At 42.3% G+C, this 22251-nt stretch carries 23 protein-coding genes, 2 tRNA genes and 1 rRNA gene; 13 read left to right on the plus strand and 13 right to left on the minus strand.

The window, feature by feature from the left end:
• Positions 1-161 precede the first annotated feature (161 nt).
• From ACSBL2_RS21355 to ACSBL2_RS21365, 3 genes are all read right to left on the minus strand, one after another.
• Positions 162-238: transfer RNA gene (locus ACSBL2_RS21355), tRNA-Ala, on the minus strand.
• Positions 239-255: 17 nt separating this feature from the next.
• Positions 256-329, minus strand: a tRNA-Ile gene (locus tag ACSBL2_RS21360).
• A 121-nt stretch (positions 330-450) separates the two neighbouring features.
• A 16S ribosomal RNA gene (locus ACSBL2_RS21365) occupies positions 451-1973 on the minus strand.
• Positions 1974-2778: 805 nt separating this feature from the next.
• Here ACSBL2_RS21365 and ACSBL2_RS21370 point away from each other — a divergent pair.
• Positions 2779-3114, plus strand: coding sequence for a hypothetical protein (locus ACSBL2_RS21370; RefSeq protein ID WP_442588588.1), 336 nt, complete (start codon positions 2779-2781; stop codon positions 3112-3114).
• Positions 3115-3428: 314 nt separating this feature from the next.
• Here ACSBL2_RS21370 and ACSBL2_RS21375 read toward each other — a convergent pair whose 3' ends face one another.
• Positions 3429-3638 (minus strand): hypothetical protein, encoded by a 210-nt coding sequence (locus ACSBL2_RS21375; protein ID WP_442588589.1) that lies wholly within the window; start codon positions 3636-3638, stop codon positions 3429-3431.
• Here ACSBL2_RS21375 and ACSBL2_RS21380 point away from each other — a divergent pair.
• Both ACSBL2_RS21380 and ACSBL2_RS21385 read left to right on the plus strand, forming a co-directional pair.
• A complete protein-coding gene (locus tag ACSBL2_RS21380) occupies positions 3619-4008 on the plus strand; it encodes a hypothetical protein (RefSeq protein ID WP_442588590.1) in 390 nt (129 codons plus the stop codon). The genes ACSBL2_RS21375 and ACSBL2_RS21380 overlap by 20 nt on opposite strands.
• Positions 4009-4155: 147 nt before the next feature.
• Entirely contained in the window at positions 4156-4506 is a 351-nt protein-coding gene (locus ACSBL2_RS21385; protein ID WP_442588591.1) for a helix-turn-helix domain-containing protein, read from the plus strand.
• Between the two features lie 166 nt (positions 4507-4672).
• Here the strand turns inward: ACSBL2_RS21385 and ACSBL2_RS21390 are convergent, their stop codons facing one another.
• A complete protein-coding gene (locus ACSBL2_RS21390) occupies positions 4673-5446 on the minus strand; it encodes a hypothetical protein (RefSeq protein ID WP_442588592.1) in 774 nt (257 codons plus the stop codon).
• Between the two features lie 755 nt (positions 5447-6201).
• Entirely contained in the window at positions 6202-7395 is a 1194-nt protein-coding gene (locus ACSBL2_RS21395) for a PAS domain S-box protein (protein ID WP_442588593.1), read from the minus strand.
• Between the two features lie 314 nt (positions 7396-7709).
• Between ACSBL2_RS21395 and ACSBL2_RS21400 the strand changes: the two genes are divergently transcribed.
• Positions 7710-8816 (plus strand): serine hydrolase domain-containing protein, encoded by a 1107-nt coding sequence (locus tag ACSBL2_RS21400; RefSeq protein ID WP_442588594.1) that lies wholly within the window; start codon positions 7710-7712, stop codon positions 8814-8816.
• On the opposite strand, the gene ACSBL2_RS21405 is transcribed toward ACSBL2_RS21400, so the two are convergent.
• Both ACSBL2_RS21405 and ACSBL2_RS21410 read right to left on the minus strand, forming a co-directional pair.
• Positions 8813-9172, minus strand: a complete 360-nt coding sequence (locus ACSBL2_RS21405) for a CoA-binding protein (protein WP_442588595.1) — start codon at positions 9170-9172, stop codon at positions 8813-8815. The two genes, ACSBL2_RS21400 and ACSBL2_RS21405, sit on opposite strands and share 4 nt — an antisense overlap.
• A 157-nt stretch (positions 9173-9329) precedes the next feature.
• The gene (locus tag ACSBL2_RS21410; protein WP_442588596.1) at positions 9330-10871 is read right to left on the minus strand and encodes an NAD(P)/FAD-dependent oxidoreductase; all 1542 of its coding nucleotides are present in this window, start codon (positions 10869-10871) and stop codon (positions 9330-9332) included.
• 434 nt (positions 10872-11305) lie between these two features.
• Here ACSBL2_RS21410 and ACSBL2_RS21415 point away from each other — a divergent pair, with 434 nt between their 5' ends.
• Entirely contained in the window at positions 11306-11578 is a 273-nt protein-coding gene (locus ACSBL2_RS21415) for a hypothetical protein (protein WP_442588597.1), read from the plus strand.
• A gap of 22 nt (positions 11579-11600) precedes the next feature.
• A complete protein-coding gene (locus ACSBL2_RS21420; RefSeq protein ID WP_442588598.1) occupies positions 11601-12062 on the plus strand; it encodes an HAD domain-containing protein in 462 nt (153 codons plus the stop codon).
• A 5-nt stretch (positions 12063-12067) separates the two neighbouring features.
• Here the strand turns inward: ACSBL2_RS21420 and ACSBL2_RS21425 are convergent, their stop codons facing one another.
• Together ACSBL2_RS21425 and ACSBL2_RS21430 are read right to left on the minus strand one after the other, a co-directional pair.
• Positions 12068-12958, minus strand: a complete 891-nt coding sequence (locus ACSBL2_RS21425) for a cation diffusion facilitator family transporter (protein ID WP_442588599.1) — start codon at positions 12956-12958, stop codon at positions 12068-12070.
• Positions 12959-13139: 181 nt separating this feature from the next.
• Entirely contained in the window at positions 13140-13448 is a 309-nt protein-coding gene (locus ACSBL2_RS21430) for a hypothetical protein (RefSeq protein WP_442588600.1), read from the minus strand.
• 325 nt (positions 13449-13773) lie between these two features.
• Between ACSBL2_RS21430 and ACSBL2_RS21435 the strand changes: the two genes are divergently transcribed.
• The 5 genes from ACSBL2_RS21435 (at position 13774) to ACSBL2_RS21455 (ending at position 16609) form a co-directional block, all read left to right on the plus strand.
• Positions 13774-14355 carry a LemA family protein gene (locus tag ACSBL2_RS21435; protein WP_442588601.1) on the plus strand — a complete coding sequence of 194 codons (582 nt, stop codon included), beginning with the start codon at positions 13774-13776 and terminating at the stop codon, positions 14353-14355.
• Between the two features lie 79 nt (positions 14356-14434).
• The gene (locus ACSBL2_RS21440; protein ID WP_442588602.1) at positions 14435-14881 is read left to right on the plus strand and encodes a TPM domain-containing protein; all 447 of its coding nucleotides are present in this window, start codon (positions 14435-14437) and stop codon (positions 14879-14881) included.
• Entirely contained in the window at positions 14878-15651 is a 774-nt protein-coding gene (locus ACSBL2_RS21445; protein WP_442588603.1) for a TPM domain-containing protein, read from the plus strand. The genes ACSBL2_RS21440 and ACSBL2_RS21445 overlap by 4 nt, the downstream gene beginning before the upstream one ends.
• A 5-nt stretch (positions 15652-15656) precedes the next feature.
• Positions 15657-16061: a hypothetical protein gene (locus ACSBL2_RS21450; protein WP_442588604.1), complete on the plus strand. Its 405-nt coding sequence runs from the start codon at positions 15657-15659 to the stop codon at positions 16059-16061.
• On the plus strand, positions 16061-16609 hold the full coding sequence (locus tag ACSBL2_RS21455) for an NUDIX hydrolase (protein WP_442588605.1): 549 nt from the start codon (positions 16061-16063) through the stop codon (positions 16607-16609). Before ACSBL2_RS21450 ends, ACSBL2_RS21455 begins: the two co-directional genes overlap by 1 nt.
• A gap of 196 nt (positions 16610-16805) precedes the next feature.
• Here the strand turns inward: ACSBL2_RS21455 and dnaA are convergent, their stop codons facing one another.
• The gene (gene dnaA / locus ACSBL2_RS21460) at positions 16806-18236 is read right to left on the minus strand and encodes a chromosomal replication initiator protein DnaA (protein ID WP_442588606.1); all 1431 of its coding nucleotides are present in this window, start codon (positions 18234-18236) and stop codon (positions 16806-16808) included.
• A gap of 388 nt (positions 18237-18624) precedes the next feature.
• The gene (locus ACSBL2_RS21465) at positions 18625-19155 is read right to left on the minus strand and encodes a DUF7935 family protein (RefSeq protein WP_442588607.1); all 531 of its coding nucleotides are present in this window, start codon (positions 19153-19155) and stop codon (positions 18625-18627) included.
• A 103-nt stretch (positions 19156-19258) separates the two neighbouring features.
• Between ACSBL2_RS21465 and ACSBL2_RS21470 the strand changes: the two genes are divergently transcribed.
• Both ACSBL2_RS21470 and ACSBL2_RS21475 read left to right on the plus strand, forming a co-directional pair.
• Positions 19259-19612, plus strand: coding sequence for a HesB/IscA family protein (locus ACSBL2_RS21470; RefSeq protein WP_442588608.1), 354 nt, complete (start codon positions 19259-19261; stop codon positions 19610-19612).
• 110 nt (positions 19613-19722) lie between these two features.
• On the plus strand, positions 19723-20955 hold the full coding sequence (locus ACSBL2_RS21475; RefSeq protein WP_442588609.1) for an ABC transporter permease: 1233 nt from the start codon (positions 19723-19725) through the stop codon (positions 20953-20955).
• Between the two features lie 210 nt (positions 20956-21165).
• Here the strand turns inward: ACSBL2_RS21475 and rfbB are convergent, their stop codons facing one another.
• The gene (gene rfbB, locus ACSBL2_RS21480; RefSeq protein ID WP_442588610.1) at positions 21166-22218 is read right to left on the minus strand and encodes a dTDP-glucose 4,6-dehydratase; all 1053 of its coding nucleotides are present in this window, start codon (positions 22216-22218) and stop codon (positions 21166-21168) included.
• Positions 22219-22251 lie beyond the last annotated feature (33 nt).

Below are 22251 nucleotides of genomic sequence, written 5' to 3' on the forward strand. Positions count from 1 at the left end.
GATGATTGCTCATCCATGGTTACTTCCCTAAGTGCTAACAACGTCTCTATTGTTGTTTGCTCTTCTTTATTAACTTCTTCCAATATGTCAAAGAACTTTTCTATCCCGGGTATTCCTTCCGGTTTACCTATTTCTGTATCTTTTGTATCAGATACCGGTGATGGTGGAGAATAACGGAGTCGAACCGTTGACCTCCTGCGTGCAAGGCAGGCGCTCTAGCCAGCTGAGCTAATCCCCCGTAAGATATAACTAATGTAGTCCCGAGCAGATTTGAACTGCTGACCCCTACATTATCAGTGTAGTGCTCTAACCAACTGAGCTACGGGACTATTTGTCTTAACTTTCAGTAGGCAGAACATCTATGTTGATGTTTCATCCTATGGGTTGTCTTTTTGAGATTTTACTGTCATTTATATCATTTACGCAAACGGGTAGTTAGTCTTGCTCCAGAAAGGAGGTATTCCAGCCGCACCTTCCGGTACGGCTACCTTGTTACGACTTAGCCCCAGTTATCGGTTTTACCCTAGGACGCTCCTTGCGGTTACATACTTTAGGTACCCCCAACTTCCATGGCTTGACGGGCGGTGTGTACAAGGCCCGGGAACGTATTCACCGCATCATTGCTGATATGCGATTACTAGCGAATCCAACTTCAAGAGGTCGAGTTGCAGACCTCTATCCGAACTGTGAATGGCTTTTGGAGATTCGCTTGCTGTTGCCAGCTTGCTGCCCTCTGTACCATCCATTGTAGCACGTGTGTAGCCCCGGACGTAAGGGCCATGATGACTTGACGTCGTCCCCTCCTTCCTCTCTGTTTGCACAGGCAGTCTGTTTAGAGTCCCCACCTTAACGTGCTGGCAACTAAACATAGGGGTTGCGCTCGTTGCGGGACTTAACCCAACACCTCACGGCACGAGCTGACGACAGCCATGCAGCACCTAGTTTCGTGTCCTTGCGGACTGGACTATCTCTAATCCATTCACTAACTTTCAAGCCCGGGTAAGGTTCCTCGCGTATCATCGAATTAAACCACATGCTCCTCCGCTTGTGCGGGCCCCCGTCAATTCCTTTGAGTTTCAATCTTGCGACCGTACTCCCCAGGTGGAATACTTAACGCTTTCGCTTAGCCGCTAACTGTGTATCGCTAACAGCGAGTATTCATCGTTTAGGGCGTGGACTACCAGGGTATCTAATCCTGTTTGATCCCCACGCTTTCGTGCCTCAGCGTCAATTAAACCATAGTAAGCTGCCTTCGCAATCGGTGTTCTGTGACATATCTATGCATTTCACCGCTACTTGTCACATTCCGCCTACCTCTAGTCCATTCAAGCTCTTCAGTATCAAGGGCACTGCGATAGTTGAGCTATCGTCTTTCACCCCTGACTTAAAAAGCCGCCTACGCACCCTTTAAACCCAATAAATCCGGATAACGCTTGGATCCTCCGTATTACCGCGGCTGCTGGCACGGAGTTAGCCGATCCTTATTCCTTCGGTACATTCAGCTCATTACACGTAATGAGGTTTATTCCCGAATAAAAGCAGTTTACGACCCAGAGGGCTGTCTTCCTGCACGCGGCATGGCTGGTTCAGAGTTCCCTCCATTGACCAATATTCCTTACTGCTGCCTCCCGTAGGAGTCTGGTCCGTGTCTCAGTACCAGTGTGGGGGGTCATCCTCTCAGATCCCCTAGTCATCGTCGCCTTGGTGGGCCGTTACCCCGCCAACTAGCTAATGACACGCATGCCCATCTTAATCCTATAAATATTTGATCATTACACAATGCTGTGCTGTGATTTTATGCGGTGTTAATCCGAATTTCTTCGGGCTATCCCCCTGATTAAGGTAGGTTGCATACGCGTTACGCACCCGTGCGCCACTTTTCGATTAGAGCAAGCCCCAATCTATCGTTCGACTTGCATGTATTAGGCCTGCCGCTAGCGTTCATCCTGAGCCAGGATCAAACTCTCCATTGTAAAATGTTGTGTTTGAACGCTGACCATTCTTAACTTAATAAATTAATTTAATAATAATCTGTTCTTATTTGTCTGACAGATCTAACTTGAAAAACCCATGCGGATCATGTACTTTGATCTTGTACAGGATTACCCCGCTTACGTTTTATAAATGACATCTCTTTAATGAACTTCTCGGCACTTACCTCACGGCGGCCTGTATATGTTGCGATCTCTTCTCTTCTTTCCCGCAGGTCTTATTGTTCCTGCATTCCAGCTGATCTTCTGATCGTTTCAGTCTTGTTTGTTTCCTTGCGACATCCGCCGCCGGGCTCCCGTTTTGTTGGGACTGCAAAGGTAGAAATCTTTTTTGATCTGGCAAGCTTTTTATTTTTTTTATTTTCCAGGGTTTTAAAATCCTGAAAGAAGTTTAAACCTTCCTCTTTAAAAATAAAACCTTTACCGGATTCCTATTCTTTACACGCCTTTCAAATTACTTCTTCTTTATCTCCTGCACTGTTTCCCTTCCTCCGAAGCGGGATGCAAAAGTAGGAAAAATATCCATGCCCGCAAACAATTACATACAATTAATTGTATCACACCGCTAACTTATTGTATGACAGCTATATTTTTTTGGCGATACAATAGGGTACCGTCATTCCACAGCAAAAACAGCAACAGGACCTGCCCTTTTGATATATACTGGATCTAGCGCTACCACATCCCCCACCTGCAATAGGCGCCTGAGAGTATATAATATAATAGCATGGCTTTTCCTTCATAGGGCCATGCCAATGGTTTCCTGTGCAAAGCCTGGTACATATCCATGTTCGGACAAACAAGCAGAAATATCCTGGCCACACTTTGCCTTGGCTCTGGCATTGTCCTGCATTGGGAAGGGCTTACCTACCAACACCCTACAGCAGCCCTTTCCCAACCGGTTCGCAACCCAGAACACTTCCAGTACTTACAGGATGAACACAGGACATATGCTATACCTGGCCAGACATTGTCCTATACGGGTATAAAAATTTTGATTTTACCCACAGAAATCATGACAGAAAAAATATTTATTTTTTTGTTAACTCTATACGATTTGGTGTGGTTACATTTACAACGTGGTAATCAGGCGATAGCTTTATTACCAGATTTTAAATCCTAATAGGTATTTAAATCAACGAAACTTTGTGATTGCAGACCTGAGAATCTTAAAACAAATCAAAGTTACGGATGATAGAATGCCCGGTTTCTTTACCTTTGCGGGGTTTGGGACCATGGGCGCTCTCCGTGCGGTTTGTTTTGAGGGAACATTGTTCCCTCCCTTTCTCAGGAGGTGTAATCACGCACGGGGAGCCTCCATATCCTGGTTCCTCTTTTAGTTTTCATTGCTTTAAAGCCTTTATAAACTTAAAGCAATGAAAAACAGAGACAACAACCCCGTCCTTCGAACCTTCTGCACAGCATCTCTTACTCATTTCAGGAATGATCTGCTCCTGAACAGGAACGGCCCATCAGGTTAATTTTCTTTTTCTCAGGACGGAATGGAAACCAGTTACCCCTAATGTTCACATTTTCTAAATTTCTAACCCGCATCTGCTCCAGGATTCCATCCTGCAGGCCATGCCATGCCCAAAATTTTAAACTATCCACCATTAAATCCAACACCATGGTCAACGTTGCACTCATCGAGAAATATTACCTGGAACTCATCTACAGGCTCATCCTCAAAAGGATTGCCAAAGGTTACACCACCGCACAACTATCCCATATCATCGCCAGGGAGGCAGATTTCATGGATACCATTGAAATGCTCCAGTTTCCCCTAAAGTCCGATATTGAACTGCAGGAAATAGCCTGGGCACTGGGCGAAGAAGACATCCGGGTATTCCAGCCCAGGCACCAGGAAAAGACACTCCTCCATGTCATCATGGAGAAAGAGGTTTACCGGCATACCCGTATCCATTCCTGCGACATCATTATGCCCGGTAGAAATAAAGAACGTCCCTTTTTCTTCCTTCAGGAAGACCTTACGGAACAATCCAGGCTATTGGACTGAGCTAAAGCCTTAATCCACAACATTCCAGCTAAACGTTGTGGATTAAGCTTATCTAAAGAAAACGCGCTTTTGATGAATCGCTCTCCATCCATTTAACGCTCAATAAATCAGAACTAACAGTGATTATTTAACACCATATTTTTAACAATGGAAGAGAAAAACAGTATAGGCAGAAAAATTGCCCGGGTAAGGGAACTGAAGGGAATTAAACAGGAAGGACTGGCGATCGACCTGGGCTTAAACCAGCAGGCGATATCCAAAATGGAAAGGAGTGAATCTATTGACATAGAAATGCTTAGAAAAATAGCCAGGGCTTTGCAGGTACCGGTACAGATTATTGAAAACTTCGATGAGCAGATGCTCCTCGACTATTTCGATGACGGGGGACATTCCAGTTTCAAGTGTAACTTTAAGCTGATCGATAAGGTCTGGGAACTATATGAACGGTTGATCCTGACAGAAAGGGAAAAGAATGACCTGCTCAGGCAGGATAGATAACCATTATGCAGGAAATACTTCCGGTTAAATGCAAGATAGCAGTTAACCGGAAAATACTTCATTTCATGGGTTCATTCACTAATTTTTCTGTAATGCCCTATCTAAATTCCTCCCCCTCCGCAAGCATCACAGAAATTGGCAACTGCCGTTTAAAAGGAGGTACCCCTCAGAGATACAGCCCATTTTCTGCCCATAAGAACTCCCCTCCTTCTTCATAAACCCCTGGAGTAATCTGTGCCCAATAAATTGATGAAGCGTTTAGCCCATCATCAACAACTGGCCTGGACCTTTTAAAGTATTCGATACTTATGGCCAATACACAAAAACTGCCCCTGGGGATAGCAAAGTCATTAGACAGGCCACGGAGGTCAGTATCCAGACAGGTAATCCTGAACACTTCCCTAACGGCCTTTCTGCTCATTAATCCTTCATGTAAACGGAAAAATGCAACGCTGAAAGTAAGCTCGGCTGAGGTAGCTCCTTCAGGGAATTTTAGTAGCAGCGGGCGCTCTGGTTTTGGAAAAGCGACCCTTAGTACATCATGCTCCATCAATACCAACACCTTTGCGGGTAACTTATTACGCAAACGAAGTTTGCTATTGAACTCAAATCCTTCGAGCGCGTGGAAACTGTCTTCCCTAAAATAAAACTTTCTGTCCGATTGATCACGACTATGGATTAATGCGCTATCAAGTGTAGCAGTGAGCCTATGATGGACAGACCCATCCATTACTATATCTGACTCATAGTCAAATATATCCCTAAGGCTTTTACTCAGCGAACCTGCCAACCCAAAGGTGTTTGCTGCATTCTTTGTAGCTGGGGTTTGCTTCACTTTCTTGTAGTCGGGCTTAATAGTTACCTGTTGTTTGTCTTTAAATTTTTTTACGATCACCGGACCAATGATTCCACGTAGAAATCCTTTTTTAAATACTCCCATTGTTTTTTTTGTTTAAAAAGTTTATAATTAATTATCTAAAGGCAATCTTAGATATTTTGCAGGGACAATCCAAGACCATGTCCATAAATGTCCAAGTCTGTCCAAACTTGTCCAAACTTGACACCCCTGTCTCGTTTGTCTCGCTCCAAATGGTTGTCAGATTAAAACGACAACAAAAAATGGAATTAAGCAATTCAGGATTATCTCGTCTCGTTCCAAAAATGGCTGTCTCAGAAACTTAGGCTAGGAACTTCGAGTGGAAAAAGAGGAGAAACCAGGCAGGAAGAGCGGTGTAGTTTTTCCTGTACACGATCACTTGTATAAGTCATTTAGGAATAACAATTCTATCTGTATAACTATTTTACAATTAATTATGAACGTTGTATAGTTATCACAAGAGAAGACAGCTATTATAATTAGGATAAGACATGATGCTGAACATCGTCGTACAGTCGTCGTACACTGCTCGGTCAAAGTCCCAGTACAGTCCCACTTGAGTCCCAGTTTAGTCCCAGTTTTCCTATGATTTTACCGGGAAGCAGCTGGCAGGAAAGTGGGGGTATACTCGCAAGTTGCCCGAACACGCTCCGATCAGTTGTCGAGCAATAGCAGGCCAGTCCCCAGAATTTTTCAGGTCAAACCGCAGCAGGTTCCTGCCAGTATATTAAATAGATCATTCTGAATAAGTATCCATGTAGCCTGCTCCTCTTTTGGATCAACTTGTTACTTCCGTACAAAAGTCTTCAGTTGATCATTCAGGAAGCGATATCAATTTTTCCATCTTTGGCTTGCTGGTTGATATTAACCAGGGCATCATCAAGTTCTTTGGAGGAACTGCCAAGCAGGTCAATCAGATGGTCCAGTTCCTCATTGCCATTATGTGTACCTTTGATTAAATTGATCAAACCCAGAATATTGCTTAATGGGCGTCGTACCTGATGAGAATTGATCCATGCAATCTCTTTGAGCTGTTCATTCTGGTGAAGCAGCTGTTGTTCATATTTTTTTCGGCTGCTGACATCCTGCATGGCGCCAATCATCCGTATAGGTTCCCCGGCATCATCAAAAATCACATAACCCCTGTCAGCAATATACTTAATAGATCCGTCGGCACAAATATACCGGTATTCGGCCAGCCAGCTTTTTTCTTTTTTGACAACCACCTCTTTAAATGATGCCACGGCAGCCTCCCGGTCATCCTCATGTATCTTATTCATCGCCCAAAAGCTGTTGGGTACAGCCTCAATCTCGTAACCAAACGTTTCCTTATAGCCAGGCATCCAGTTTAACTTATCTGAAACAAGATCATAATCCCAGATCACATCATTGGTAGCTTTATTGACCGTTTCGTATAAATGAAGCAACTCATTGATTTCCTTTTCATAATTGATAGATTGATTTACATCTGTCACCATCACCAGGAAAGCCTCTTTCTCCGCTAAAGGAACAGAATGAAAAGTAATCTGCACATAAAAACACTCTCCATTCTTCTTTTGATGGAGCCAGACACCCGACTCATTCGTCAGTTCCCCATATTTTTCCAGATATTCTTTGATACGCAATTTTTCACTTTCCGGGCGGATATCAAAAGCGGACATCGCAAGAAACTCTTTCTCCGTATACCCATATAACTTGCTCATCGATACATTTACAGCAAGAAAATTCAGGGTCTTCTTCTCCATGATATAAATTGCATACGGACTACCATTAAATATTTTTTGATAATTAATCCCCGTATTCTTCCTGATCTGGTAAAACTGAAATGCGAGAATGGTCAGGAAAATAGCCACAATCAGTAATATGACATTGGTGTACAGGGAAAACGAATCCAACAAACCGTTTTCACGATGAATATATAACTGATGAAATATTCCCGATACCGAAAGCAGCAATATGACGATAAGAAGAATAAGGAAGAGGATCGACTTAAATGATACCGGGTTCTTCAACGTAGTTATAATTTAGCGTGAATTTAATTTGTAAAGAAAAGCAATAGCCACCTGTTTAGCGATAAAAAAGTAATTTAAAGATTTTTTATCAGCATTTATCCAGTAAAAAGAAATATCATTTCTAAATTAGAATAGACTCACAATTATTTTACTTAAAACAGCCAAATCACAAGCGGACAGTTTATAAAATTGTTTCCATCAACAGCTATTCATTGTCAGACAGCTGAATAAAACACCCACCAGCAACTTGAAATGAATCCTTTTTATTATTTTAGAAGCATTCATGCCAAACCTATTTGCAAATACTTTAAACTATGAATCAGTGTAAACTACCTACTCTTCTCCTCCTGATCTTCATGACATTCAATTCATGTAAGGTAAGCCGCTTCGTCGTATACAATTTTGCAGATATCAATGATTACAAGAAATTTCCTTCACACGCACTTCAGCATGGCGGAGAAAAATTCTTATTTCACACTTCAGCACAAGAAAAAGGGCCAAAAAAGATAACTGTAGAAGGAAAAGAGCCCGTGCCTTTTGAAAAGTACCTGGAAGACAATAACACTGTAGCTTTTATGGTAATCCATAATGATACGATACAATATGAAAAGTATTTTAAAGGATATGACAAGACCTCTATTGTTCCTTCCTTTTCTATGGCAAAATCTGTGACTTCAATTCTGATTGGCTGTGCAATAGATGAGGGATTAATTAAATCTGTTCAGGAACCGATTACCAATTACATTCCCGAGCTGAAAAAAAATGGCTTTGAAAAAGTGAGCATAGAGCATGTCCTGCAAATGACTTCAGGAATTGATTTTAATGAAGGTTATGCCAATCCTTTCGGAGAAGTGGCGAATTTCTATTATGGAAGAAACCTGCGCAAAGCGTTACTCAAACTTAAGCTAAAAAGAGAACCCGGAAAGCAGTTTGAATATGTAAGTGGTAATCCGCAGCTCCTGGGATTAATCCTTGAAAGGGTGTTGAAAGGAAGGACAATTACGGAATATATGCAGGAAAAATTATGGCAGCCTTTGGGTATGGAATACGATGGAAGCTGGAGTACCGATAAAAAGAAAAATGGGATGGAGAAAACCTTTTGCTGTATCAATGCCCGGGCAAGGGACTTCGCCAAAATAGGAAGACTGTACCTGAATAAAGGAAACTGGAATGGCAGACAGATTGTTTCTGAAAGCTGGGTGAAACAATCGACCAAGGTTGATACCACGAAAGGCAGTGCCTCCTATTATCAATATCAATGGTGGTTGCCCACCCAAAGGGGAGATTTCATGGCCCAGGGGATACTAGGACAATACATTTATGTCAATCCAGCAAAAAACCTGGTGATTGTCCGCCTTGGAAAAAATAAAGGTAAAGCAGACTGGGGAGATGTTTTTGTAGGACTGGCAGCCGCTTATTAATATTGCCCGGTAGATAACATCACCAAGGTACAGGCCTCCACAGGCTCTATCCCATTTTCACGCAATACGTTCTCAAGTTTATCGTTTTCGGTTCCCGGATTAAAGATGACCCGTTTAGGGTTGGTTTTCACGATATAGTCGAAATACTCATCCTGCAATGCAGGACCTATGTATAAGGTGATCGTATGTACATCATTATGAATATCCCCCGGTTTTTCGATAGTTACACCGGCAACTTCACCACTCTTTATCCCTACATTGATAATTTCATGTCCCCTGGATTTTAACATCTGTGCTGCACGGTAAGCATATCTGGTCGGATTCGGTGTTGCGCCAATGATTAATGTATTCTTCATATTCATAAAAATTGTTGTCTCTATTTACTAACAGAACAAGAACGAAAATGTTTAACCGGCAGTCTGTACCCACAAAATAATAAGCATCGGTGGGGCTTTCGGCTCAGCCAAAGGAATTTCGGGTTTCCAGATGTCCATTACTGCAATTCCAGATCAATTATCCAAATTTCAGGATGGCATTCGCACAATTCACCCCGTCAATAGCGGCAGACACAATTCCCCCGGCATATCCTGCTCCTTCGGCACAGGGATACAGACCCGCTACCTGCGGATGCTGATAAGATTCCCTGTCGCGCGGAATACGTACCGGTGATGAACTTCTGCTTTCCACACCGACAAGGATAGCTTCATTGGTATAATAACCTTTCATCTTCTTACCAAAAAGCGGCAATGCATTCTTCAGACTTGATGCCACAAAATCTGGCAATGTTTCTTTCAGCATCACGCTGTTTGTTCCGGGCAGGTAAGAGTTTTTTGGCAAATCTGCTGAAACCCTGCCTTCCACAAAATCTACCATTCTTTGTCCGGGAGCCACAAGATGGCCACCTCCCAGTTGAAAGGCAGTCTGTTCAATCTGCATCTGGAATTCCATCATCCGCAAAGGATTCTCACCGGGAACATCTTCCAGGGTAACCTGAACCACCGTTCCCGAATTGGCAAAAGGATTATTTCTTTTAGAGGGCGACCAGCCATTGACCACAATCTCATTTTCATGGGTTGCACATGGGGCAATAATACCACCTGGACACATGCAGAAGGAGAATACGCCCCTGCTCCCCACCTGTTCCACCAGGCTATAGTATGCGGGTGGCAAAAATTCACTCCTGATATCGCAGTGGTACTGTGCAGCATCGATAATGGATTGCGGATGTTCAATTCTGACACCTAAGGCAAATGGCTTGGCCTCTACAAGAATGCCTTTATCATTTAATAACGTATAAATATCACGCGCAGAATGGCCTGTTGCCAGAATAACGGCATCAGCCAGCAACTTTTCCTCTCCATTGATCACCACTCCTTTGATCTTACCAAAATCGACAATAAAATCGGTTACCTTCTGGTCAAACCGAACTTCCCCTCCCGCATTCTGGATCGTTTCCCTTATGGCAGTAATGATATGGGGTAATTTATTGGTGCCAATATGCGGCCTGGCATCGATAAGAATATCTTCTGTAGCCCCATGCTGCACAAAAATCTGCAGTACTTTATTGATATCGCCACGTTTATTGGAACGGGTATAAAGCTTACCGTCGGAATAAGTTCCTGCACCTCCTTCCCCATAACAATAGTTGGATTCGGTGTTGACTATACCTTCCTTATTGATTAAAGCAAGATCCCTCCTGCGTTGCTTGACGTCCTTTCCACGCTCCAGGACAATAGGTTTCATGCCATTTTCTATACACTGCAGCGCAGCAAATAGTCCTGCAGGACCGGCACCAACAATAATGACGGGCTTTTTATCTTTTACATCCTGATAGTTAACGGTGAAAACCTCATTCAAAAGAGGCTCATCGATAAATACCTTCACCTGTAACCTGTAAATCACCTTACGCGAACGCGCATCGATAGATCGTTTCAGGATTTTATATCCGTTGATACGGCTAACATCCGTTTTTAAAGCTATTGAAAGCAATTTTTTAATCTCTGCTTCCTTTTCAAGATCGCTGGGAGCGATCGTTATTTCTATATCCTTTTGCATAGTCCTGTCAGGTTTTTATCCCGAACGCAACAAAGGTAGGGTAATTTTTTGTTTTCAGGATGCGGAAGCTCATCTTGAAAAAAGATCTTATCAGCAGAGAGAAGATGGACTATTTTTTCAGGTCCCAGTCGAATAGCATAAAATTACAATTGATTTTGATCTTATGTTAAACGCTATTATATGTAAAAATGAACCAAATATTTATTAAAAAAAATGGGTCATAAACGAAGAAATATTTAGATAAAGAATCCCCAGTTTTAAAGGAAAAAATCAGAAAATTTAACAGGCCTTCAATTCCTTCACCTATCATTTGAATTATTTTGGAAAAGATCACACGCAAATCCATCAAAGATTACATTAGAAATAATGAAATACCCTTAACGTCAACACATCACCGCCTTTGTATTCCAATAATAAACAGAATATGTCAGAAAATGCAGCATGGCTTAAAATTCAATGAAATCAAATTAGACCATGACCTGATCATAGATGGTCATCACAGATATATCAGTTCTCTAATCACGACCTATCAGATTGGTTGGGTGCCAGGCCACAAAACTTCAGCAACGAAAGCATATTACTGGAAAGATATTGAATTTGACGAAAACGATTGGGACACAAAGTTTAAAATATCGCATCTTAACAGGAAAGACGCAGAATATAACCAAATAGATATAGAGACCTTAAAACTAATTATCTCTATATAAATATATTTCATAAATTTGTATCATGCTAATCCTATTGGACATAGACGGCGTAATGGTTCCAGAAAAGTCATGGAAAAGACCTGAATTTCTGAATGATGGTTTTCCGGTATTCAGTACTACATCAATACATGCACTTCAAAAAATCATTTTCAAAACTGGCGCAACGATACTACTGACCACATCTCATAAATCAACATACAGTATTCCGGAGTGGTTCAATATATTTAATCTTAGAGGTATACACGTGATCAAAATTGAACGTCTTACAACTAACGAACTGAATTTAAATCGCAGAGACGAAATTTTAAACTGGTATACCTCAAAGTATCACTTAGGGGAGAAATTCGTCATCATTGATGACGATAAATCCTTAAATAACCTGCATGGTCACCTCAGGGAAAACCTGGTGCTGACGAGTCCTTTGGTTGGCTTAACGAATGAACTGGCAGATCGTGCGATTTCAATTCTGAACCCTGAAACATAGGAAGTTTAAGCCAAATAAGGTTCTACGTGAATGAGCGCATTTTTTATATTTAGATTGGCCTGGATCAGTTCATCCTTCACCTGGTGAGCAACCTGGTGCGCATCGAATACATTGATCGTCCCTTCTACTTCAATATGCAGATCAACATAATAGTCCAGCCCCATCTTTCTTACGAAACATTTTTCTACTCCCTTTACTTCTGCATGTGAAGAAGCAATCTTTTTGATTTCGAGAATGAGCTGGTCTGAGGGAGCGCCGTCCATGATCTCAGAAAGTGCAGGTTTGATAATTTTTACGGCATTATATATGATAAAGAGGCAAGCCATTAAGGCCGCCCAATCGTCCGCACCTTCATAGCCCTTGCCAAAAATAAGTGCAATGATAATCCCTATAAAAGCAGCTATGGAGGTGATGGCATCACTACGGTGGTGGTAGGCATCTGCAATGACTGCCTGGCTATTTAATCTTTTGCCTATGCGCAGTACATACCGGAACAGCGATTCCTTGACCACAACTACAATAAACAATACCACCAAAGTGAATTTCGCCGGTAATTCGTGAGGTGTCTCAATGAAAACTATAGCATGATAAGCAATCCATCCTGCTGCTGCCATTAAAAACAGGCCTACAATGATGGCTGCAATAGGTTCTGCTTTTCCGTGACCATAAGGGTGTCCTTTATCCGGCGGACGCTGTGCATAACGCAGTGCCAGCCATAGAATTCCTGAACTAAGCACATCGGCACCGGATTCCGTTGCGTCAGCAATCAATGCATAGGAATGACCCAAATGACCTGAGATCCCTTTTAAAAAGATCAGCAGGATACTGACCATAATTCCGAGCTGTGTAGTCCGGATCGCCTGTGATGAGGCAGACATTTCTTTTAATTTCATCATGAATTTTAATAAAAAATAGAAGATCAGGTTACCATTCAATTGATAACGCTGCTCCAGCTTATAAGATATACGATTATTTAAATCGTTTGTATGGTAGCAGATCTGTTACGCGATGATACAGTTATCTGGCTGAAGAAATTCCAAATAACCGATAACGGATCAAACAAACGTTAGGGAACAATCAGGCCTGTGGTGGCTTATAAGGCTTCTCGGCAACCGGATCCTGAAGGAATGAACGGAGATATACGATGTCGGGCATATCCTGATCAGTTTCATGGAATAGGCGATGTCTTTTATGTATGGTCTGAAACAGCACCAGATGGGTATGTGTATCTACCTTTTTGAAAGGAAGTTTCATGTCCTTGTTCACATCATTATCTTTTGCATCCTGTCCAAGATAATGCATGGATAAAAACTGTGAGATACTTATGCTGGCATTTTGATGTTGGTGCTCCATAAAATGCTGCACCAGAAATGGAGTCTTCAGCATTTCTGTGAGGATATTGTTTTCACAAAGGACTGTCAAAACCAATAAATAAATGCAGATTCTCTTCACCCTGCAAAACTAATGAATCTAAAGCGGAAATGAAGATCAATCTTTTGCATCATGAACAGCTTTGCTGAAACACCCGATAGATTATCAAGATGTTATCCCGGCTGACAAATTAGCATTGAGCATCATATTTTCTACCTGAAATGACTGCTTAAAGACCATTTAGCGGTAATACCGCTATTTTTTCCCGCAAAATGTAACAAAGGCACAAGAATTGAGTTCTAATAGACAATTAGCACTTGTTAAATAAAAACTAAGAAATATGAAAAGAATAATATTAGGGTTTGTCGCGGCTTTATTCCTTACCTCAACACTGAGCAGTTGTGGATATAACAGCATGGTGGAACTTGATGAAAATGTAAAAACCAAATGGAACCAGGTAGAAACACAATACCAACGCCGTTCTGACCTGATCCCTAACCTGGTGAGTACAGTAAAAGGTGCTGCCAAGTTTGAGCAGAGTACCTTAACCGCAGTGGTAGAGGCACGTTCAAAAGCCAGCCAGATTAAAGTAAATCCTGATGATCTTTCCGAAGAAAACATTCAGAAATTCCAGGCAGCACAAGGACAGGTTGGCCAGGCTTTAAGCCGTTTAATGGTTCTTACTGAAAACTATCCTGAGTTGAAAGCTACCCAACAGTTCAGCGATTTGTCAGTGCAACTGGAAGGTACAGAAAACCGCATTGCTGTTTCCCGTAAAGACTTTAATGAAGCTGTTCAGGCATACAATACGAAAGTAAGGTCGTTCCCAAATAACCTTACCGCCGGAATGTTCGGATTTAAACAAAAAGCAGGATTTAAAGCAGATGCCGGTGCGGAAAATGCGCCAAAGGTAGAATTTTAGTTACCATAGTAACATTTAAGGGTAATACGTGTTTTCTTTATAAGACATGTATTACCCTTAAATGTTTAAATAAACAATTATGTCACTTCTTAATGAACAGGAACAAGACCTGGTAACGAATGCAATTGCTGAGGCTGAAAAACAGACTTCAGGAGAAATCAGAATTGCAGTAGAGAAACATTGTAAAGGCGAAGCTTTTGAACGGGCAACGGCCTACTTTGCAAAACTGGGGATGGATAAAACAAAAAAGCGTAACGGAGTATTGATTTATCTGGCTTACGAAGACCATAAATTCGCAATCATAGGTGATAAAGGTATCAATAGCCGGGTGGAACCAGACTTCTGGGAAGTCGCCAAAATTGCCATGCAGGCACATTTTGCCGGTGGGAATATTGCGAACGGATTAATTGCCGGCATTACCACTACCGGAGAAAAACTGGCGCTTCATTTCCCTTACGAATCCGGAGATATCAATGAATTGCCAAACGATATTATTTTTATGGATAAACACCCACACCAGCTATGAAAAGAATAATCATAGTATTACTGCTCAGTCTATTTTTTATTCCCGGATATAGCCAGGAGTTTCCTGCGAAACCAACGAAACTTGTCAACGATTACACAGGGACCCTGTCTGCTTCACAAATCCAGCAGCTGGAAGATAAACTGGTGGCTTTTGACGATTCTACTTCCACACAGGTTGCCATTGCAATCCTGAAAAGTGTAGGTGAGTATGATATCAATGAATATGCAATGGGCCTCGGCCGCAGCTGGGGTGTCGGAGGGGCAAAGAATAACAATGGCGTCATGATCGTGGTGGCTATCGGCGACCGGAAAATTGCCATCCAGACCGGCTACGGGGTTGAAGGTGTATTACCGGATATCATTACCAAGAGAATCATTGAAAATGAAATAAAGCCTTATTTTAAGTCGGGCGACTACTATGCCGGACTAGAGGCTGGTACGACCGCCATCATTAAATACACCAAGGGAGAATATAAAAACGATAAGCCAAAAGCCGCTAAAAAAGGCGGGGCTTTAAGTGGACTGATCCTGATTGTGATCATTGTTGTGATCATCATTATCGTCAAAAAAGGCGGTGGCGGCGGTGGCAGCCAGGTGATGGGTGGCCGGGGTGTCGGTGATGCACTGTTCTGGGGCATGTTGCTGGGCAGCAGCGGACGTTCTTCCGGTGGTAGTGGCTGGGGTGGCGGAGGCGGAAGCAGCGGAGGCGGTGGCTTCGGCGGTTTTGGCGGTGGTAGTTTCGGTGGTGGCGGTAGTAGCGGAAGCTGGTAAGGCTTATGTACAGACGTGATTTACTAACGGCAGAAATCCAGAAACTTGGACTAGCGCTGGCCCGTATCATGGGTTTAAAGGAACAGGGAAAACTGGAAGAAGCAGCACGTGACCTGGATGAGATCTTCGGGAAAGAATTCGGCATCCTCATTTCAGACCTTACCGCTTGCAGCGCATCCGATTTTAACCTATTTTTAGCAGAGAAAGAGTTCCCTGCTGAAAAACTCGATATGTTTTCGCAGTTTCTCTTTCTTAAGTTTAATGCGGATATGGAAGAAAAAGAACGCTACAGTATCGCTGGGAAATTGCAGCAGATATACCTGTTGCTGGAAACCAAATACCATATCATCAATATGATTAACCTTAACCGGCAGAAAACAGTAGAACATTATTTAAAACTTAATTCTTGATGGAAATCCAAAAATGGGAAAAGCTTTCTTCCAGGTACCTGGTTAAAGAAAGATGGGCGACTTTACGTGTAGATACCTGCAAATTACAAAATGGTACAGTTAAGGATGATTATTACGTACTTGAATATCCGGATTGGGCGAATGCCGTAGCCCTGACCAAAGACAATAAAATTATCCTGGTTCGCCAATACCGGCACGCGGCAGACATCATTTCACTGGAAATGCCAGGAGGTGTGGTGGAGCCTGGTGAGGATACGGCTGTCGGGATCAAAAGGGAATTGCAGGAAGAAACAGGTTATACTTTTGAAAGCTGCGAACTGATTGCCACATTGTATGCCAATCCGGCGACCTCTACCAACCAGACTTTTACCTATTTATTGAAAGGTGGAGTGAAAACACAGGAACAGCAACTCGATGAACATGAGATCCTGAATGTGGAAGAATATACGATTGAAGAAGTCAAACAATTGCTGGCTGACAATAAGATTGATCAGGCCCTGCATTCCGCAGGACTGTTTTATGGATTGATAAAACTTGGAGCGATATAAGCACATTTGAAGCCCTGTAATGCTTATTACAGGTGCTTTAACTTGATTAGCTGAACTGAAAAATTAACAGCAGGCAGACGTTTACCGTCTTTTAAATTCAATTGCTATTTTTTTTAAAATGACGTTAAACCAGGATGCGATTTCAAATTAGTATACGATGAAAAGGCTTGGCTTGCTCCTGCAGTCAAACTGAAGCTTAGCTCATTTTAAGCTTTTTCTGGATATCATGGACATATCCCTTGAACTTTTTATCGGTATCGATCAGATCTTCTACCGTTTGGCAGGCATAGATGACTGTAGAATGATCCCTGCCGCCAAAAAAGGCACCAATGGTCTTTAGCGAAGACTTGGTATGGCTTTTAGACAAATACATCGAAATCTGTCTTGCCTGTACAATCTCACGCTTACGGGTAGACGATTTAACCATATCCACAGGGACTTCAAAATACTCACAAACCAGTTTCTGAATATATTCCATGGAGATTTCCTTCGTGGTGTTCTTAATAAAATTCTTCAACATCTGTTTGGCCAGGCTAAGGTCTATATCCTTTTTATTAAGTGTGGACTGTGCCAGCAGGGATACCATGGCGCCCTCCAGTTCACGCACATTGTTATCTATATTATTGGCGACATATTCCACCACCTCTAATGGCAATTCTATCCCATCAGCATACATCTTCTTACGCAGAATGGCAATACGTGTTTCCAGGTCAGGAATCTGTAAATCTGCCGAAAGCCCCCATTTAAACCTGCTCAATAAACGTTCTTCCAGTCCTGCAAGGTCTTTAGGTGCTTTATCTGAAGACAGGATCACCTGTTTGCCCGACTGGTGCAGGTGATTGAAAATATGGAAGAAGATGTCCTGGGTTTTCTCTTTTCCGGCAAAGTTGTGCACATCATCCATAATAATCACATCCATGGCCTGGTAAAAATTCACAAAGTCATTGATGGTATTGTTCTTCAGGGAATCCACAAACTGCTGACAAAACTTCTCGCAGGATACGTAAATGACCAGCTTATCCGGCATAGATCTTTTGATCTCATTCCCTATGGCTTGTGCCAGATGGGTTTTCCCCAAGCCCACACCGCCATAAATCATTAAAGGATTAAAGGAGGTACCTCCGGGTTTTGCCGCTACGGCGTATCCGGCCGACCTTGCCAGGCGGTTGCAATCGCCTTCGATATAGTTATCAAAAGTATAATTTGAGTTCAGCTGAGGGTCTACATTCAGTTTTTTTAAACCCGGAATGATAAAAGGATTTTTGATGTCCTTATTGAGCGCCACCGGAATGGGCATGGACTGTAATTTAGCCTCTGCCCCGTTGCCATTTGATGGCATATTTGTGGTGTAGGGAGAACCACTGTTGGAAGACTTATCTACCACAATATTGTACTCCAGCCGGCCCTCTTCCCCCAACTGCTGTTTGACTGTTTTACGCAGTAGTCCCACATAGTGCTCTTCCAGCCATTCATAGAAAAATAAACTCGGTACTTGTATGGTTAACACCTTTCCTTCCAATTTAAGGGATGAGATCGGCTCGAACCAGGTTTTGAAACTCTGGGAGGGGATATTATCCTTAATAATTTTGAGACAGTTATTCCATACTTCTGTACAAGTTTTTTCCATGGGTATTCTAATAATTGTTGTTTTTAATCGGTGAAAATGGTCTCTGCTTTTCTATGATTATAGAGATCGAAGATTGAAAAAATTATCAACAAAAAAAACAAAAATCTGATTTATTTAGTAACTGCTTATTGAACAGCAATATAACCATGTTAACCTTAATTTTTTGTGTGGATAACTATTTTTTAACAATCACTTAATATTCACATAAATTATTATGAAAATAGAAGTCTTCTCCTCCTGTAGCAGCCCAGGTACCAACAGCTATTAGGATAAACGGAATTCAGTAGTTTTTTGTTTTAGCAAGCGCAGATAAACCTTTTTTACAGTGCTGATTAAACCCGCACAGGTACTTCCCGGAGGGACCTGTATCCGTTACAAATTTTTCTCTTTAGAAAAGCTGGTGAATATCTTTTTTGATCAGTTCAAGTGTGAGGTCGTACGGGTTTTCTTCAAGGGCCGACAGATGTTCCAGTACTTTTTTACTAAGCTCTACTCCTGAGGCTTCTTCCCGCATTCCTGCAACGGCATTATTGATCATCGCAATGGTATCATCTTTCAATTTCCGGACAACATTCCAGTTGGTGGAACTCAGGTACAATTGCTGCGTAACATTATGCTGGTATTCCGACCTGATTTCATTCAGAATGAGGGACTGAAGTACGCCTGCCGATATGCCCGGCTGATACAAACGGACGAATAACTGCGTCGGATTTAAACGTTCCACAAAAACGATCAGGCGCTCATGTGCCTGCAAACGTAAGGGCAGTAAATGTGTCCTTTCCAGCTGGTGATCTTCATGGGATTTCAGGCGCAGCCAGGCTTGAATATCCTTCTTCAGGAATGCATAGGCAAGAATAAAAATGAGGGTTCCGGACAGGGTGATGGCCGCAGTCAGTGCAATAAAATAGGTTAAACTCATGGTACAGGGGTATTTTTTTTGTTTATGCAGGGTAATAATTAGCGATTACCCACAACAAAAATGTACATTATTATTTATCTTTGTTCACCTAATTAGAATTATCATGAGTAATACAGTTGACACGGCATTTGCACCAGTTACTTTCACCGAAACTGCTGTAAAAGAACTTATAAAATTAAGAGACCAACAGGAAATTGCTGACGATTTTGGATTGCGCGTTGGTGTAGAGGGCGGTGGCTGCTCAGGAATGAGCTATCTCCTTGGTTTTGATCAGCAAAAAGACGGTGATCAGGAATTTATTATTGAAGGAATGAAAATCTTCATGAATAAAGCACATCAGATGTACTTGTTAGGGATGCAGGTGGACTGGCAGGATGGATTAAATTCCAGAGGATTTACCTTCAGCAACCCGAATGCAGAAAGTACCTGTGGATGTGGAACAAGTTTCTCCGTATAAAGCATTTTACGCTTATAAAATAACATTTCCTTTGTAACATTTTAAAAGTCCGGTTGTCCTAACAGCAGGACTTTTTTTTATTTGGCCCTCCCTTAATTTTACCGAACGAAATGACTTATACAGAGAATGTAAGACTTGCCCTTCATGCCATTAACAGTAACCGCCTGCGCACGATGCTTACGGCATTGATTATTGCCATAGGCTTGTCGGCCCTGGTGGGTATCTTAACGACACTGGATGCTGTCAAAAAAAGCATGACGGAGGCTTTCTCCAGCATGGGTGCCAATTCTTTCACGATCCGGAACAGGGGGACTGGTATACGTATCGGGGGAAATGGTGTCCGTCCCAAACCTTTTGCATCGATCCGTTATGAAGAAGCCATAGCTTTCAAAAAAAACCTGGAGATTCCCGTTACCGTCGCCGTCAGTGTATTTGCAAGTGACGGGGCTACCGCAAAGTACGGGTCTAAAAAGTCCAATCCCAATATCAATATCCAGGGGATTGACGAGAACAGCCTGAATGCACAGGGACTGGACCTTGCCCTGGGCAGGAACTTCAGTAAGGCAGAGGCCGAACAGGGAACCAACCTCTGTATCCTCGGAGATGATCTCAAGACGACGCTATTCGGAGATGACTCCCCGATTGACAAAGTGATCACGACAGGAAACGGCCGGTTTAAGGTGGTTGGGGTAACGGCTAAAAAAGGATCCAGTATGGGATTTAACGGTGGCAGAACGATCTACGTTCCCCTGTTTAAGGCCAAAATTATCAATGAGAGTGCCAATCCTTCCTATACCATTACTGTCATGTCGCCCAATAGTGAGGAAACCGAAAAGATTATCGGAGAGGCGACCTCTGAATTCAGGAATATCAGAAAGGTAAAAATAAAAGACCCGAATAACTTTGAGATCAGTAAAAGTGATGCAGTGGCACAGACCCTCATCGAAAACCTGTCTTATGTGGCTATAGGCGGGGTAGCGATTGGTGTGATTACACTGATTGGTGCCTCTATCGGCCTAATGAATATCATGCTGGTGTCGGTTACGGAACGTACCCGTGAAATCGGGGTGAGAAAAGCAATTGGTGCAAATCCTTCTGTCATCAGGAAGCAGTTCCTGATTGAAGCGGTGGTGATCTGTTTAATTGGTGGGGTAATGGGCATTATGTTTGGTATCCTGCTGGGCAACGTCATTTCATTGCTGATGGGTGGCTCCTTTATTATACCCTGGTTGTTTATCATCGGAGGATTTGGATTGTGTGTACTGGTAGGGGTAATTTCTGGATATTATCCAGCAAAAAAAGCATCTAAACTGGATCCTGTTGAAGCGTTAAGATATGAGTAAAGCAGGTCTGACACAAGATATCTGTTCTGGCACAAGATATCAGGCGGGCACAGGAATTTAATTATATACAATTGCGGTAAAAAATAGTCCTGTAAAATATAAGCAGGATAAAACAGAAACCCGAAAAACAAAAAACACCTGTCATTTGAAATGACAAGTGTTTTTTTTGGCCATGGATGACTGTCAGCCCCCGTGATCTCCTTAACCAAATTATCGGCCCTGGTATTGCTGATCGTAATACTTCTGATAATTTCCTGAAGTCACATTCGTTAACCACTCTTCATTTTCCAGGTACCAGGATACGGTTTTATCCAGGCCTTCTTCAAACTGTAAACTAGGTACCCAGTCTAATTTCTCCTGTAATTTTGTAGAGTCGATCGCATAGCGTAAATCATGTCCCGCACGGTCAGTCACGAATGTAATCAGTTTCGCCGATTCACCAGGCTCACGTCCCAGCTTGCTGTCCATAATTTTACACAACAGCTGAATGAGATCGATGTTCTTCCATTCATTGTGTCCGCCAATATTATAGGTTTCCCCTGTTTTGGCCTGATGGAAAATTACATCTATCGCACGGGCATGATCTTCTACCCATAACCAATCGCGGATATTCTCTCCTTTTCCATAAACAGGGACAGGAAGGTTATTTTTAATGTTGTTAATCGCCAGGGGAATAAGCTTCTCCGGAAAATGGTGAGAACCATAATTATTAGAACAGTTGGAAATGACCACATCCAGTCCGTAAGTATCATGGTAAGCCCTGACAAAATGGTCTGATGAAGCTTTCGAAGCAGAGTACGGGCTATGCGGATCGTATGCCGTAGACTCTGTAAACATACCTGTATCTCCCAAGGCACCATAGACCTCATCTGTAGACACATGATAGAAACGTTTGGTGGCATAGTCGCCTTTCCAGAATTCACGGGCAGCATTCAACAGGTTCACTGTCCCTATGACATTGGTCATCACAAAAGCAGTGGGATCAGTAATCGACCTGTCCACATGTGATTCAGCAGCCAGATGGATCACCGCATCGAAGTTTTCTGCCTTGAATAAGGCATTGATCTCTTCTGCATCGGTAATATCCGCTTTCACAAACCTGTAATTGGGTTGTGCTTCAATATCGGTTAAGTTGGCCAGGTTACCCGCATAAGTCAGTTTATCCAGGTTAACAATTTCATAGTCGGCATACTTGTTCACAAACCTGCGAACCACGTGAGAGCCAATAAACCCTGCACCACCAGTTATTAATATCTTCTTCATTAATGTTGTTTTTAACCGCTTTAAGCGTACATA

Source organism: Pedobacter sp. AW31-3R, assembly GCF_052180285.1.
GTDB lineage: Bacteria > Bacteroidota > Bacteroidia > Sphingobacteriales > Sphingobacteriaceae > Pedobacter.